This window comes from Marinobacter salexigens (assembly GCF_018860765.1).
Taxonomy (GTDB): domain Bacteria; phylum Pseudomonadota; class Gammaproteobacteria; order Pseudomonadales; family Oleiphilaceae; genus Marinobacter; species Marinobacter salexigens_A.
Genome location: NZ_JAHKPV010000018.1, coordinates 24,014 through 39,738, shown reverse-complemented (window position 1 = coordinate 39,738; position 15,725 = coordinate 24,014). Strand labels below are relative to the sequence as shown.

The window sequence follows — 15,725 nt, the reverse complement described above, 5'->3', positions numbered from 1 at the left end:
TGCTTTTCCCGGGAGCCCCGTAAACAACATGCAGACTACACATTATGACAGCCAACGCCCCATGTTGAGCGTTGAAAATCTGACCCATCGCGTGAGTCTGGAAACAGATACGCTGACGATATTGAAGGGGGTTAGCCTTGAAATCAATCGGGGAGAATCCGTAGCCATTGTTGGTCGCTCCGGTTCGGGTAAAACCACCTTGCTGGGATTGCTTGCCGGCCTTGATACGCCCACCGAAGGCACGGTTGAGCTAGACGGCGCCATTATCAGCAAGTTAAGCGAAGATGAACGGGCCCAGTTGCGTGCCCATCGCGTGGGCTTTGTGTTCCAATCATTTCAATTGCTCCCGGCGCTCACGGCTCTGGAAAACGTTATGTTGCCGCTTGAATTGGCCGGAATGGACGCGCCAGAAAAGCGCGCCAAAGAGCTTCTTGAGCGTGTAGGGCTGGGTGAGCGACTTGCCCATACGCCCCGGCAGTTGTCGGGTGGCGAGCAGCAGCGAGTGGCTATCGCCCGAGCTTTTGCCTCAGAGCCAGCCATAATGTTTGCCGATGAACCAACGGGCAATTTGGATAACCGCACAGGGCAGGAAATTTCTGATCTGTTGATGGCGCTGAACCAAGAGCAGGGCACCACTCTGGTAATGGTTACCCATGATGAACAGCTAGCGGCCCGCTGTTCCCGGCAGTTCCACATTGAAGCGGGCGAGTTGACAGAGCCGGTTGCTCAGGTGGAGCTTGCACACTGATGGCTGCTGCAAAAAAATTAATGTCTGTGCGCCGTGATTGGCGTGAGCGAGATGTACGAGTCGTTTTAGCGGCGCTGATTATTGCCGTAGCTACGGTTGCGACCATTGCTTTATTCGCCAGCCAGTTACAGCGCACTTTGGTGTCTTCTGCTAGTTCTTTTCTAGCCGCAGACCGGCAGCTAGAGGCCGAGAACGGGCGCCCTGTGCCTGAAATCTGGATTACGGAGGCTGCGAACCTAGGGCTGGAAACCGGTCGAATGGTGGAATTCTCTACCATGGTGTTCGGCAGCGATGCGTTTCAACTGGTATCCATAAAAGCAGTAAGCAATGAATATCCTCTGCGCGGTGATCTCGAAATCCAAGGAGCCACTGAAGGTTCCCGAGAGCAGGTTCAACACGGGCCTGCGCCCGGTGAAGTCTGGATCAACCCCAGACTACTACGACTGTTGGATATCAAAATAGGTGACTCTCTAGAAGTTGGAAGCCAGAACTTAACAGTATCGGGCGTATTGCTTCGAGAACCCGATGGCGGGTTCAGCCTCTCTGCGCTTGCGCCAAGAGTAATGATGCATGTAGACGACGTTGCCTCCACCGGTGTTATTCAAGAGGGCAGTCGCGTTGAATACGTTTATCTATTTGCGGGTAAAGAAACAGCACTAGATACCTATTACCAATGGCTTGAACCACAACTGGAACCAAGCCATGAGTGGGAAGGTGTACGGGATGGAGAAACCTTTTCGCGCTCTTTAGAACGTGCCGAGAGCTTTCTGTTACTGGGAGGGAGTTTGGCAGTGCTGTTGGCCGCAGTGGCTGTTGCGGTTGCTAGCCGTCAATATGCGCTATCGCAAAGGGACACAGTTGCCTTGCTCAAAACCCTTGGTCTCGGTAGCTCGGGAATTGGTCGGCTCTACCTGAAACGCCTGTCTTTATGGGGCGTGACGGGGATGATCGGTGGCCTTCTGGTAGCGCTTCCCCTGTTTTGGCTGCTCACTCGTTTACTCAGTGAGGCACTGGAAAGGCCAGTAGAGTTTCAGCTCGATTCATCGGCTCTCACCCCTGCATTGCTTACCGCAGTGGTTTCCCTGTTTGCCTTTGCATACCCCCCCATCCGGCGCCTGAGAAATGTTCCCGCAATGCGTGTATTGCGTAGTCAGCCCGGCGAAACAGGGCGGGAAGCCTTGCCAGACATGCTGATTGCCATTGTGGCCGTGTTCGGTCTGGTTTGGTTATACGCGGGTGAGTTGTCGCTGGTGATTGCCCTTTTGGGCGGTCTTGCGCTTCTGCTTGGGGCTCTGGGTCTTTTGGGTAGTCTACTGGTTGCAGCACTGAGAAAAGTGCGCGGCGGAGGCCATTCTTGGCGTCTGGCTTTAGTGGGCCTATATCGACACCGTCGCGCCAGCCTCTCGCAAATCGCCGTGTTTGCAATGACGTTGATGCTAGCAACCACGTTGATTTTGGTGCGCACCTCATTGTTAGACGACTGGCAGGCACAGCTTCCAGACGATGCACCAAATCACTTTTTGATCAACATCGCCCCGGATTCGATAGACGAGGTTGCTGGCTACTGGAAAGAGCGCGGTCAACCGCTGGATCAACTTTACCCCATGGTGCGTGGCCGGCTGACAGAATTGAATGGTCAGCCAGTGAAGGAGGTGGTAAGTAAAGACCAACGGGTAGGGGCACTTAACCGAGAATTGAACCTAACCTGGATGACTGCGTTACCAAAAGACAACAGCATTGTCGAAGGCAATTGGTTTGAAGCGGGCCAGACGGACGGCGTGTCTGTAGAGGCGGAGCTGGCAGGAAAGCTTGGCTTGGCGTTGGGGGATGAACTTACGTTTACCATCGGCTCCGATAAGGTCACGGAAACCGTCACCAGCATTCGCACGGTTCAGTGGGACAGCATGAAGCCTAATTTTTATATGGCTTTTCCTCCGGAGGGCGGGCTCACCAACATGCCGGCTACCTGGATAACCAGCTTTTATCTTCCTAAAGACAAGAAAAGCGCGTTGAATGAATTCTCACGCCGCTTTCCAACGGTGTCCTTGTTGGAAATAGACAACATCATTGAACGCATACAGGAGATTGTCCGGCAGGTTACTCAGGCTATAGAGGCAATTTTGGTGCTGATACTGGCAGCAGCCTTGGTGGTTATGGCTGCGGTGGTTAGCGCTACGCTTCAAGATCGCCAAAGAGAGGGCGCACTGTTGCGAACTCTTGGTGGGCGCCAGCGCTTGCTTGTGCGCAGCACTATGTTGGAGTTTGCACTGCTCGGCGGTTTTGCCGGTATTTTGGGCGTTGCAGCGGCCGAGGCTGCGGTGTGGGCTTTGCAATTCCGCATGTTCGAGGGGAGCTTCAAATGGCACTGGCATGTGGTATTGCCTATACCTGTAATTAGTGCGGTGGTGCTGTCCTTGTTCGGGCGATGGCAGTTAAGGCCCGTGCTGAGTGTTTCGCCCATGCTTTTGCTGCGGCGGCTAGAGTAACGCAAAGGCTTGTTGGTTAAGCAGCGGCTTACTGATAATTCGCGAGAATGGCTTCCAATTCGCCGCTCTCGCGAATACGTGCAAGTTCCGCGTTGAATCTATCGACAAATAGCTGAGAATCCCTACGCATCATCAGCCGGAAACCGTAGGAGTTCATGTCACTCGAGGAAGCTCTGAACTGGTCTTGCAAGCCTTCTTTTTTCAGTACCCATTTGCCCACTAGCAAATCGACTACAGCGGCATCAAAACGGTCGCCGTGCAGTAAAAAATTGAACATATCCCGCTCTTGAGACACATCAAAACGATTTATAGCGCCAGATTTGAAGTACGGTTGCAGCTGTGGGTAAAGGTAACCTAGATGGGTAACAACCGTTTTAGAGAAAAGATCCTCTGCCTTTTGATAGGTTTTCTTGGCATGCTTGGGGGTAAAAAACACCTCTTGAATGTCCACTACGGGTGCCGTAAATAAGTATTTTTCTGGCTCGTGTGCCCACTCTATAGCCCGTGGCGTGGCATCGATATATCCGTCCAGCAACATTTGGTCCACGCGTTTTCGGGGTATTTTTTCAGCTATTAGTTGGTAGCCTAAACGTCCGGTAATCAGCGAGACGATGTCCCACATAATACCTGCGGGTTCCTCTTGGTCCGCGATCATGTAGGGTGGATAGCCATTAGGTGAGATGTTGAGCCGAAATACTTTCGGATCACTTCCAAAAACTGTGCTTGAGTACAACGACATCGCGAACATAGAGATGAAACAGGTAAGTCGCCTTGTAAAAGTTGGGAACCAACAAGGTTTTCGGTGCTTCATCAAAAAGACTCTCTGGTGGGGCAATACCGTCCCTAGAAGAACTGAACCGGCCAAATCCCTGCCAGAAAGAATGTGATTGTTACGCTTCTACCCCGTTATTTCAATCTCTGAAAGTAATGTAATGTTACCAAGTAAGCAGAGCCCTGATTCTGGACTCTACTTACTTTTCATTGCGGCCGTTCAGGCCCAGGCGCGCTGCAGAACTGCACGGGCGTCCTTCAGGGTCACTTCTTTCGGGTTGAACATGATAGAGCCATCGTCCAAAGCCATCTCTGCAATTTGGTCCAGCTGCTCTTCCGTTACCTTGCCGGTTTCTTTCAGTGTGCGCGGTAACTGGCACCGCTTATAAAGTGCATCCCGCAGCTTGCGAAGGGCCGAAATACTGGCTTCCGCACGGCGGCTTGCGGGTGTGGCTGCATAAATTTCCGGCCCTTCCAAATGCAGCAGTAGTTCACCTAAAGGCCCACGAATGGTTTCAAGGTTGTACTCAAGTACATAGGGCAGGTACAGGCTCATGCACAAGCCGTGGGGCAGGTGGCATAAAGCACCTGTGGCATGGCCAAGAGAGTGAACCAGGCCAACCATGGAGTTTGAAAAGGCAATGCCTGCCATGGTGGATGCTTGAGCCAATTCAAGCCTGCCGTCGCTGTCTTTCGGGTTGTCCATTACCTGTAACAGTGAATGGCTGACCTTCTTAATAGCCGCTGCGGCATAGGCATCGCTCAGGGGGTTTTTAGCCATGCAGGTGAACGACTCGACTGCGTGAGTCATGGCATCCATGGCCGTTGCCGCCGTAATGTGGGGCGGCAGGGTTAACGTCATGCGCGGGTCGATAACAGCCGCGTTGGGCAGCAGGTACGACGAGGTAAAGGGTAGCTTTACACCTTTTTTCTCATCGGTGATCACGGCAATAGAGGTGACTTCCGAGCCGGTTCCAGCCGTGGTTGGCACCACCAGAAAGGGCTTGAGCGGGCGCTTTATAACACCAGCACCGGTGTACTTGGCAACGTCATCACCACCTTCCGACACTAAAATATTCACTGCCTTGCCCGTGTCTATGGCCGAGCCACCACCAATCGCGATGATGGAGTCGCACTTTTCTTTGCGGTAAATAGCGGCAATATCCCGAACCACGGTAGTGGAGGAATCCGGTGGAACGTCGTCGTAAATGCTGATGATCTCAAGCCCACTTTCCTCACAGGCCGCAATCACTGGGTCCAGAAGGCCAGCGGCACGAACGCCTTTATCAGTCACAATCATCGGGCGCTTCGCGGCGAGCCCGCTGAGTTCATAGGGAATGTGCTCAAGGGCGGCTTTGCCGGCAATGACTTTTACCGGGCAGAAGAACTCATAGTAAGAATTAGACATTTAGGCTCTCGCTGTCTGGATAAAATGGGTGGCGACTTTCAGGTAAATCTGTGCCGCACTGATCAGTTTTTCCGGTAGGTGAAGGTTCTCCGGATATTCCTTGACCGCGCGTTTGGCAATGATTTTGGGCAAAATGAAGGATTCAAGTCGATTGAGTACACGGGTCATGCGCACGGCATAGCTCACATCGCCATCAACCAGCATGCGGTCATGGGCAAAGGCGATTGAGGTTTTCTCCTGAAACGACAACACCAAAAATGCGTGGGTAAGGTGTTTAAACTGAATGGATACATCCACCGCGCGGGGTGCAGAATCACCATGATAGTGGAATCGGCCTCCGCCGATGTGTTCTACGATCAGCTTAGCCCCCTCGGGCATCACCATCATTTCGAACAGAAATCCCTTGGGCAAAGCTTGAGCTTCTTTCTGAACCTCGCCGTCAACCTCACTGACTGCCTGAAGAGCTCGCCCCATAACCTGAAACATAAGCTCGACATACAGGCGCTTTGCCTGGGAAGCCATAGGTTGGATACGTTTCGCTAACATGTCCGTCACCTGATTTAAGTTATCGATAGCTGATTTTTAGAGTTATTGCTCTAAAAGTCAATGCTCATGGTGACGGCAAACCGGCGCGTCCTCGGCAAACCGAAACGCAGGAATAAAAAAAGGCCGAAGTCTCAGAGAGTTCGGCCCTATATTGATTATGATTTATAAGGTTACTGGGTGAGAGCGGCCAGTTTTCGCCGTGCTTCTTCGGCAATATCGCCGCTGGACTCCGCCGCTTTACTGTAATAAGCGATGGCTTCCTTACGGTTATTCTCCTTTACCGCAATATCCCCAAGCCTGAGAAAGGCGATGGAGGTTGGCACAACCTCGTTTGCCCGGGTCAGGTTCTCCCGGGCCTTACTGAGATTGTTTAGCGTAAGTGCGTTTAGCCCGCTGTGTAAGCGATAAATAAACATCTCGGGATACAGAGACACCGCCTTTTCGAAATCAGCAGAGGCTTTATCCGGATTGTTTAGCTCCTGATGGATACGCCCACGTAATGAATAGAACATAGCCTCGCGAGGTAACACATTGATAGCCTCGTCGACTTTTGTCAGAGCCGCATTCATGTCTCCGTCAGATGCCAACTTCATGGCCTCATCGTGAGCGTCGTAGGCAGGTTGGACCTTGCGCAGAAAGGCCGTTTTTTTCTGATAAACATCGGCTCCGCGATAGCCACCGGAACCTATCTTACCCACCAGTTTGCTGTTCTCGCGCACACGCGTCGAAGACGGCGGGTGCGTTGCAAAGAGTCCGTCCACAAAGCCTGCTTCGCGGCCTTTGGACATTTCAAGAAAGATTTCTTGAAGCTCTACGGCAGCTTGGGGATCGTAACCCGCCTTTTTCATGTAAACGATGCCGTAGTGGTCCGATTCCAGCTCATCTCCCTGACCGTACTGCGCTAAAGCGAGCTGAGCTCCCATGGCGGCGCCACCCATCAGGAGACCGCTCCACTGGCTGTCTGACAGCGCAAAGCCCAGACCTGCCACTCCAGCGTTAATCAGCATTCCCTGCTGCATGCGCTGAACACTGTGGCGGGCAGCCGCGTGTACAATCTCATGTCCAAGCACAGATGCGAGTTGGGCTTCATCATCAAACTTAACCAGTAGCCCCCGGTTAATCGCAATCTTGCCTCCGGGCAAAGCCCAAGCGTTGGGAACGCTGCTGTTTAGCACCACAAACTCATAGGGTAGGTCAGGGCGGTCACTTACCCGAGCCATCTTTTGGCCAACTTCTCTCACGTAAAGCGTTAGCTCGGGATCAACGTAGAATTGCCCGCCTTGAGTCTGTTGGGTAGGCGTATACTGCTCTGCGCCCAGCGCAAGTTCTTGGCTTTCGCCAATTAACGAAAGCTGTTTCTCGCCAGTTACCGGGTTTACAGCACACCCGGTAAGTAGCAGCATTAGCGCTAAAACCGGCGCGCAGCGTTGCAAAACGGCGTTTTTCACTCTCAACCCCTGTTATTGAATTTAAGAAACATATAATTACACGGCTGCTGGCGGCTTTAAATACCGGCAGCTTAAAACCCATACATGAACCACAGGTTTGTTCTGAATGGATAATCAAATCCGAGCCGACCGGGTTACCCGGTTTATCGACACACTCAACCAAGCCAAAGAGCTTGGGTTGACGGTTACCGAAACCACCGAGTGCAGCTTAACCCTTTGCCTGCCCTACAACGAAAAAATCATCGGCAACCCAGACACAGGCGTGATCCATGGCGGCGCCATCACCACCCTGATGGACACCACATCCGGTTCACTCATGCTCTGCGCTTTGGAGGTATTCGAACTCTGCCCCACACTGGACCTAAGGGTTGACTACATGCGCCCAGCCGAACCCCACAAACCGGTCTATGCGCGTGCAGAGGTATACAGAATGACCCGCAACATCATATTCACCCGCTGCGAAGCCTATCAAGAAGGCGGGGAAACCGTCGCCAACTGCGTTGGCACCTTCATGCGCATCGGCCCCCAAGCTCTACCAAAAGCCTACCGCGAAAAAATCACCGGAGGCCCGGTATGACCGACCCTGAAATCCTAAAATACACCCGAGAAACCGGTGACTTCTCCCGCTTGATCAACAGCGTCCCCTACGCAAAATTTATCGGCTTGGAATGCGACCAGTTTGGCGACGACCTCATCTTTCGCCTACCGGCAAAAGACCAAAACCTCGGTAACCCGGTATTACCTGCGATACACGGCGGCGTAATCGGCGGTTTCATGGAGCTCTCTGCTGCAATCTACCTCATGCTCGCCCAAGAAACCGTGCGCATGCCACGCATCGTCAACTTCTCGTTAGACTACCTCCGCGCAGGCCTCGACCGCGAAACCTACGCCGAGTGCAAGCTAACGCGCCAAGGCAATCGCGTGGCGAACGTAATGATCACTGCTTGGCAAAAATCCCGCTCCAAGCCGATCTCCACCGCAAGAGCACACTTCTTGCTGGAAGACTGACCTCGTAAGCATCTAGGGGCTTGAAATGCCTCCACATGCCCCCACTTTTGCTGCAAGACGAACCTGAACGTTAGATGACGTGGGAGCAGAGGGGCTTTTCAAAACCGTGCGGAGCCGAGCGTGCACGGACGTATTCACAGCGTGTTTTGAAAAGCCCCTCTGTTCTCGCGTCCTCCCCCAATGTTTGCAGCAGGAGAGACAGTAAATGACCGTTGAATCGAAAAAAGAGACCTTAGGATTCCAGACCGAAGTAAAACAACTACTTCACCTGATGATCCATTCCCTGTACTCAAACAAGGAAATCTTCCTCCGAGAACTGATTTCCAACGCCTCCGACGCCGCCGACAAAATGCGCTTCGCCGCAGTGAAAGACGACGGCCTCTACGAAGGCGACTCAGAGCTACAAATCCGGCTCGACTTCGACAAAGAAGCGAACACCATCACTCTGGCCGACAACGGCATCGGCATGAGCCGCGAAGACGTTGTCCAGAATCTGGGCACCATCGCCCGCTCCGGCACCGCAGAATTCCTCAAACAGCTCTCCGGTGACGAAAAGAAAGACAGCAAACTGATCGGCCAATTCGGTGTAGGCTTTTATTCCGCCTTCATCGTTGCCGACAAAGTGGACGTGTTCACCCGCCGTGCAGGAACGCCTGTAGAAGAAGGCGTACATTGGCAATCTGCCGGTGATGGCGAATTTACCATTGAACAGGTTACTCGCGAAAAGCGCGGCACCGAAATTGTCATCCACCTGAAGCCAGAAGCCACCGAGTTTGCCGACGGCTTCCGCCTGCGCAACCTAGTCAAAAAGTACTCTGACCACATCTCCTTCCCGGTCATCATGAAATCCGAGCCGACCGAAGAAGGCGAAGAGCCCAAAGACGAAACCGTTAACGACGCAACAGCGCTCTGGACTCTGCCCCGTACCGAAATTAAAGATGAAGAATACAAAGAGTTCTACAAGCATATCGCTCACGACTTTGAAGACCCGCTTATCTGGTCCCACAACAAAGTGGAAGGCAAGCTGGACTACACCAGCCTGTTGTACATACCGGCTCGCGCTCCGTTCGACATGTACAACCGTGATGCGCCCCGAGGCTTGAAGCTCTACGTGCAGCGCGTATTCATCATGGACGACGCAGAGCAGTTCTTGCCACTCTACTTGCGCTTTGCCAAGGGTGTAGTGGACTCAAATGATCTGTCCCTGAACGTTTCTCGTGAGATTTTGCAGAACGACGCAACCGTAGACAGCATTCGCACCGCTCTTACTAAGCGCGTGCTGGATATGCTATCCAAACTGTCGAAGAAAGATGCAGACGAATATCAGAAGTTCTGGAACGAGTTTGGCGCCGTAATTAAAGAAGGTCCCGCGGAAGATTTCAGCAATCGCGAGAAAATTGCTGGCCTGCTGCGCTTTGCCTCTACCCACACAGGTGAGAGTGCCCAAAACGTATCTCTGGACCAGTACATCGAGCGCATGAAAGAAGGTCAGAGCAAAATATACTACATCACGGCTGACAACTTCATGGCCGCCAAGAGCAGCCCGCATTTGGAAGTCTTCCGCAAGAAAGGCATCGAAGTGCTGATCCTCTCTGACCGTATTGACGAGTGGATGATGGGTTACCTCAATGAATATAACGAAAAGCAGTTTCAGGACGTCGCCCGTGGCGATCTTGATCTTGGCGAAGTTGAAACCGAAGAAGACAAAAAACACAAGGAAGAAGCTGCCGAAGAGCACAAAGATCTATTGGAGCGAATCAAAACGGCTCTTACTGACCGGGTTCAGGAAGTGCGCGTAACCAACCGCCTTACGGATTCCCCTGCATGCTTGGTAACGGGCGATTTTGATATGGGTGCCCAGATGAAAAAGATCATGGAAGCGGCGGGCCAGAAGGTTCCGGACAGCAAGCCGATCTTTGAAATCAACGTGGACCACCCGCTGGTTCAGCGCCTTGAAAGCGAGAAGGGCGATGAGCGCTTCAGCGAGCTCTCTGCCGTGCTTCTGGACCAAGCCACTCTGGCTAGCGGCGAGCAGCTGCAAGACCCGGGTGCTTACGTCACCCGCTTGAACCGTCTGTTGCTGGAACTGGCTAACTAAGCCCCATGCACCAGATTATTGTGGACATAAGCATCAGCCCTGATGAGTGGATAAAGCTCTATCAGGGCGTTGCTACCGATGTTCACACCCGGGCCCGGGATGGACGCTCAGTCCGTTTCCCGGCCCGAATTCTCTCCCGTTTCTACTTACGCGACGGCGTTCGTGGCTCCTTCCGAATCGTGTTCAATAAGCAAGGCAAGTTTGAGTTCATTGAGCGTATTTAATGACTTTCCTCTATTGATAGTTAAAAGCTTTAGCGCTCTTTTCCGGAATTGATTATCCAAACTGCGGTTGCAGTGCTTCAATAACGTTAGATGCTTACACCGACACAAGTGATTGCTGAGGCTCTAGTATCGCTGAATCTCGGTATAAGCGGATTAGTGACGTTATGAACTACAGAGGGATTGACCATGACCGATGAAAAATCGAATAAAAGCAAATGCCCGGTATCACACCTTACAACGGCCTTTGGTGCTCCGGTAGTAGACAACCAGAACTCGATGACTGCTGGTAAACGTGGGCCAGTGCTGGTTCAGGACGTGTGGCTCAACGAAAAACTCGCCAATTTCGTGCGTGAGGTCATCCCTGAGCGTCGCATGCACGCCAAAGGCTCCGGTGCGTTCGGCACGTTCACCGTAACCAACGACATCACCCGCTATACACGCGCTAAAATTTTCAGTGCAGTAGGTAAAAAGACCGAGATGTTTGCCCGCTTCAGCACTGTGGCAGGGGAGCGGGGCGCGGCCGACGCCGAGCGGGACATTCGCGGCTTTGCGCTCAAGTTCTATACCGAAGAGGGCAACTGGGACATGGTGGGTAACAACACACCTGTGTTCTTCTTGCGGGATGCCAAAAAGTTTCCAGACTTGAATAAAGCGGTAAAACGCGATCCTAAAACCAACATGCGGTCGCCCACGAACAACTGGGATTTCTGGACGCTGCTGCCTGAAGCTCTGCATCAGGTGACTGTAGTCATGTCCGATCGCGGTATTCCTAAGAGCTACCGACACATGCATGGTTTTGGCAGCCACACTTACAGCTTCTGGAACGACGCAGGTGAGCGCTACTGGGTGAAATTCCACTTCAGAACCCAGCAGGGCATTGAGAATTTGACCGACGCAGAGGCTTCAGCGATTGTTGCTGATGACCGTGAAAGCCATCAGCGGGATCTTTTTGAAGCAATTGAGCGTGAAGACTTTCCACGCTGGAAAATGTATGTGCAGGTGATGCCCGAAGCCGACGCGGAAACGTACCACGTGCACCCGTTTGACCTGACCAAGGTTTGGCCTAAAGGGGACTACCCACTCATCGAGGTCGGCGAGTTTGAGCTAAACCGGAATCCAGAAAACTATCATATGGATGTTGAGCAGGCGGCCTTCTCGCCAGCGAATCTTGTGCCTGGTATAAGCGTGTCCCCGGATAAGATGCTTCAGACGCGGTTGATCAATTACCCGGATTCGCAAAGATATCGTCTGGGCGTGAACTATCAGCAAGTGCCGGTCAATGCGGCTAAATGCCCGGTCATGAGCAACCATCGCGATGGTCTTGGCAGGATGGACGGCAATTACGGTAGTTTGCCGCACTATCAGCCAAACAGCTTCGGCCATTGGAAAGATCAGCCCGAATATGCGGAGCCACCGCTCAAGATCGACGGCAATGCGGCTATGTTCGATTTCCGCGAGGATGATGACGATTATTACAGCCAGCCGCGCGCACTCTTTCAGCTAATGACGCCTGCGCAACAGCAGGTACTGTTTGAAAATACAGGGCGAAACATGGGGGACGCTCCTGATTTCATTAAACAGCGTCATATCGACAACTGCACCCGTTGCGACCGAGCTTATGGCGAAGGGGTTGCCAAGGCTTTGGGTATGTCGGTCAAGTCGCCTGATGAGCTGTCTGCTATCCCCGAATTGGACGAGTAAGATCGGCCAGCACTATAAAGAGTCCTTCATGAGGAAGGAGCCGATCCGTTTAACGGGTCGGTAGCCTTCACTATCAAAGCGAGCGCGAATTGCCTACAATCGCGCTCGCTTGAATTTTGAACAGATGGAGGCTCCATGCGGATCATTCTTGCCCCGATGGAAGGGCTGGTCGATGCACCTATTCGCGAAACGCTTACGAAAGTAGGCGGGATCGACCGGTGCGTGACGGAGTTTATCCGTGTGACCCACAGCATGTTGCCGCCAAGGGTCTTTTATAAGTTCGCGCCGGAGCTGCACAACCAGTCACTCACGCAAGTGGGCACTCCGGTGGCGGTCCAGCTCTTGGGGTCAGACCCCGAGCAAATGGGCTGGCACGGCCGTAAAGCCTCAGAATTGGGCGCGACACAGGTAGATATCAACTTTGGTTGTCCTGCGAAAACGGTGAACAAGCACAAGGGCGGTTGTGTGCTTATGCGTGAGCCGGAGTTAATGTATGACATTGTCGCCGCTGTACGTAAGGCGGTGCCTGCAGGCGTGCCGGTAACGGCAAAAATGCGTTTGGGGTATGACGATCGCTCTATGGGAGTGGCTTGTGCTCAGGCATTGGAAGCTGCCGGGGCGGAAGAGATCGTTATCCATGCTCGGAGTAAGGTTGATGGTTATAAGCCGCCAGCCTATTGGGAAGAAATTGCCAAAGCCCGGGAAGCGGTAAAAGCTAAAGTTATTGCCAACGGCGAAATTTGGACGGTTGCGGACTACTGGCGTTGCCGTGAGGTGTCCGGTTGTGAGGACGTGATGATCGGCCGCGGCTTGATAGCAAGGCCGGATCTCGCACGCAAGATCAAAGCCAGCCAACAGGGTGTTGAGGTTGCAGACATGACTTGGCCAGAGGCAGCAGCGCTGGTTCGGGAGTACGCAGAAGTGCTGCAAGGTTGGTTGGAAGACAAGTACGTGACTGGCCGTATCAAGCAATGGATGAACTTCCTGCGTCAAGGCTTCCCAGAGGCTGAGGCCATCTGGCAGGATGCCCGCAAAATTCGTGAAGTGGCACTCATGTTCGCCTGCCTCGAACAAGGCATAGCTTCATCACGGAACGCTACTCGAGCAGCCTGAAGCTTCTTTTTTTGATTACATCTCCCTCGTTCTTCCTGATTGCGAACTACACTGGTACAGAGTTGTTCTGTGTTCGTATTTTCTGTGGAGAGCAAAAAACAAAACCATTTAGGGGAGTTCTTTGATGTCCAAAAAAATGAAATTCGGGGCCTTTAGAGGCCTAATGAGCGGAGTTTTTCTGTCGCTCGGGCTGGTGTCTGGCACGGGTGCTGCAGAGGGTGATGTTAAGGTCACACCGTTGGGAAGCCATGATGGCGAGTTCTGTGCTCTGGATCGGGCCATGGTTTTTGAAGATCCTAATGGTACGCGTATTCTTTACGATGCCGGTCGCACAGTGGCAGGCCCTGATGACCCCCGCCTTGGCAAAATTGATGTAGTTCTGGTGTCGCATATGCACGGCGACCATCTGGGCGATCGCCGTATCAAAGAAACCAACGCCGGTAATTGCGGCGGGCCAGCGTTCCCGGTGGTTACACTGCCTCAATCCAACACCGTAGACATTGCGGTGAAAAAAAATGCAAAAATTATAACTGGCAGCGAGATGCCGGCATTTTTTGCCGCCAAGCTGAAAGACTCGGGCGGCGATCCGGCCAACTCCATGTTGGTGCGCTTCGGTGGAGAGTTAAAAGTGGGCGGTGTCGCTATCACTACCGTACCGGCAGTTCACAGTAATGGGGTTGCACCATCGTTTCTCACCGGTCCGCTGGCGGAATATCTGCAAGCCGCAGGCGTTGGCGCAAGTGTTGGGCCTCCGACTGGTTACATACTGACCTTTTCAAATGGTCTGGTGGTTTACCTCTCCGGGGACACTGGTATTACAGCCGAGCAGAAATTGGTAGTGAACGATCACTATGGAGCAGAGTTAGTGGTGATGAATATTGGCGATAACTATACCACCGGACCCAAAGAGGCCGCTTATGTGATCAATGATTTGATCAATCCAAAAGCGGTCATTGCTTCCCACGCCAATGAACCCGCTACATCCGGTGGAAAGTTGAAGCGGGGCTCGAAAACGGCCTTGTTCGGGGATTTGGTAAATGTCCCAATGCACGTACCGTTAAGTGGACGCATTATCGCCTTCAACGGTGACGGCGGTTGTACTGTTGGGTGTGACTGAACTCAGTCTTCCATACCTGCTTCATACCTCCCGGAACAGGCAGCGCCGTTAAGTTTGGCTCGCTTGAGCATGGCATTTTGGGTGGCGCCTGCGTTGTCCCGATTGCCTGCCCAGGCTCGTTGTGCGGGCTCTTGCAGAGCCCTGCCATAGGAAAAGCTCAAATTCCAAGGCTGTTGGCCAAGGCTGTTCATGGCGTTTAAATTTAGCGTGGCTTCTTCAGGAGTTTGCCCTCCGGAAAGAAAGTTAATGCCTGGCACCGCAGCAGGGACCACTCTGCGAAATACCTGCAAGGTTGCCTTAGCTATTTCCTCCGGAGACGCCTTTGTACATGCTTTGCCGGGAGTGACCATGCTGGGCTTTAGTATGATGGCTTCCAGCAATACACGGTGCCTGCGAAGTGCGTTAAAAACTTCTGTTATTACAGCCTCGTTTACTTCTGCCGAACGCTCGATTGAATGATCGCCATCGATCAGTACTTCCGGCTCCACAATAGGCACAATGCCAATAGCCTGACAAAGCGCGGCATAGCGGGCCAGCATTTCGGCGTTGGCTTCGATCGCCTGTTGCGAGGGCAGTGTCTCAGATACGTTATAGACAGCACGCCACTTGGCAAAGCGGGCGCCTTGGCTTTTGTAGATTTCCAGACGGTCGTCCAAACCGTCTAATCCATAGGTGATCTCGTCCCCCGGGGCGTTCACCAGAGGCTTTTTACCTTTATCCACTTTAATGCCCGGCACTATGCCCTGATTTTCCAACAGCTTTGGTATTGGTACATTGTCCAAACTGATTTGGCCAAGGGTTTCCTCAAAAAGAATAACGCCGCTTATGAAGTCGCCAAGCCCTTCTGGGGAGAAGATCAGGCTACGATATTCCCGCCGCTTGTCCTCCGTGGACTCAACACCAACAGCTGTGAAACGTTTGGCAATAGTAGGGTGGCTTTCGTCAGCGGCAAGAATACCTTTACCCGGCTGAACAAGCTTTTCAATCGTCGAAAGCAGTTCTTTTTGAATACTCATAGTGCCTCTTAGTTCATAGTCAAAATGCTAGCGTATCGAAA

14 protein-coding genes are annotated in these 15,725 nt (G+C 52.7%); 9 read left to right on the top strand and 5 right to left on the bottom strand.

Annotated elements, in window-relative coordinates; translation table 11 throughout:
- The first annotated feature begins 28 nt into the window (after positions 1 to 28).
- Positions 29 to 748: an ABC transporter ATP-binding protein gene (locus KO508_RS10065; RefSeq protein ID WP_252738051.1), complete on the top strand. Its 720-nt coding sequence runs from the start codon at positions 29 to 31 to the stop codon at positions 746 to 748.
- Complete coding sequence (locus KO508_RS10060; RefSeq protein ID WP_216008195.1) at positions 748 to 3,234, top strand: ABC transporter permease; 2,487 nt, start codon at positions 748 to 750, stop codon at positions 3,232 to 3,234. Before KO508_RS10065 ends, KO508_RS10060 begins: the two co-directional genes overlap by 1 nt.
- Positions 3,235 to 3,262: 28 nt before the next feature.
- On the opposite strand, the gene KO508_RS10055 is transcribed toward KO508_RS10060, so the two are convergent.
- The 4 genes from KO508_RS10055 to KO508_RS10040 all read right to left on the bottom strand — a co-directional run bounded on the left by KO508_RS10055 (position 3,263) and on the right by KO508_RS10040 (position 7,362).
- Entirely contained in the window at positions 3,263 to 3,973 is a 711-nt protein-coding gene (locus KO508_RS10055) for a substrate-binding periplasmic protein (protein ID WP_289851850.1), read from the bottom strand.
- A 252-nt stretch (positions 3,974 to 4,225) separates the two neighbouring features.
- Complete coding sequence (locus KO508_RS10050; RefSeq protein ID WP_216008193.1) at positions 4,226 to 5,413, bottom strand: iron-containing alcohol dehydrogenase; 1,188 nt, start codon at positions 5,411 to 5,413, stop codon at positions 4,226 to 4,228.
- Entirely contained in the window at positions 5,414 to 5,959 is a 546-nt protein-coding gene (locus KO508_RS10045; RefSeq protein WP_216008192.1) for a hypothetical protein, read from the bottom strand. It lies immediately after the preceding gene.
- Positions 5,960 to 6,129: 170 nt separating this feature from the next.
- Positions 6,130 to 7,362 (bottom strand): M48 family metalloprotease, encoded by a 1,233-nt coding sequence (locus tag KO508_RS10040; RefSeq protein ID WP_216008311.1) that lies wholly within the window; start codon positions 7,360 to 7,362, stop codon positions 6,130 to 6,132.
- 151 nt (positions 7,363 to 7,513) lie between these two features.
- Here KO508_RS10040 and KO508_RS10035 point away from each other — a divergent pair, with 151 nt between their 5' ends.
- From KO508_RS10035 to KO508_RS10005, 7 genes are all read left to right on the top strand, one after another.
- On the top strand, positions 7,514 to 7,984 hold the full coding sequence (locus tag KO508_RS10035) for a PaaI family thioesterase (protein ID WP_216008191.1): 471 nt from the start codon (positions 7,514 to 7,516) through the stop codon (positions 7,982 to 7,984).
- The gene (locus KO508_RS10030) at positions 7,981 to 8,415 is read left to right on the top strand and encodes a PaaI family thioesterase (protein WP_216008190.1); all 435 of its coding nucleotides are present in this window, start codon (positions 7,981 to 7,983) and stop codon (positions 8,413 to 8,415) included. The genes KO508_RS10035 and KO508_RS10030 overlap by 4 nt, the downstream gene beginning before the upstream one ends.
- A gap of 205 nt (positions 8,416 to 8,620) precedes the next feature.
- The gene (gene htpG, locus KO508_RS10025) at positions 8,621 to 10,513 is read left to right on the top strand and encodes a molecular chaperone HtpG (protein WP_216008189.1); all 1,893 of its coding nucleotides are present in this window, start codon (positions 8,621 to 8,623) and stop codon (positions 10,511 to 10,513) included.
- Between the two features lie 5 nt (positions 10,514 to 10,518).
- Positions 10,519 to 10,737 (top strand): DUF2835 domain-containing protein, encoded by a 219-nt coding sequence (locus KO508_RS10020; protein ID WP_216008188.1) that lies wholly within the window; start codon positions 10,519 to 10,521, stop codon positions 10,735 to 10,737.
- A gap of 186 nt (positions 10,738 to 10,923) precedes the next feature.
- Positions 10,924 to 12,438, top strand: coding sequence for a catalase (locus tag KO508_RS10015; RefSeq protein WP_216008187.1), 1,515 nt, complete (start codon positions 10,924 to 10,926; stop codon positions 12,436 to 12,438).
- A gap of 135 nt (positions 12,439 to 12,573) precedes the next feature.
- Complete coding sequence (locus KO508_RS10010) at positions 12,574 to 13,551, top strand: tRNA dihydrouridine synthase (protein WP_216008186.1); 978 nt, start codon at positions 12,574 to 12,576, stop codon at positions 13,549 to 13,551.
- A 163-nt stretch (positions 13,552 to 13,714) separates the two neighbouring features.
- Positions 13,715 to 14,668: an MBL fold metallo-hydrolase gene (locus KO508_RS10005; protein WP_216008185.1), complete on the top strand. Its 954-nt coding sequence runs from the start codon at positions 13,715 to 13,717 to the stop codon at positions 14,666 to 14,668.
- Between the two features lie 2 nt (positions 14,669 to 14,670).
- Here KO508_RS10005 and KO508_RS10000 read toward each other — a convergent pair whose 3' ends face one another.
- Positions 14,671 to 15,684: a class I fructose-bisphosphate aldolase gene (locus KO508_RS10000; protein ID WP_216008184.1), complete on the bottom strand. Its 1,014-nt coding sequence runs from the start codon at positions 15,682 to 15,684 to the stop codon at positions 14,671 to 14,673.
- Between the last annotated feature and the right edge of the window lie 41 nt (positions 15,685 to 15,725).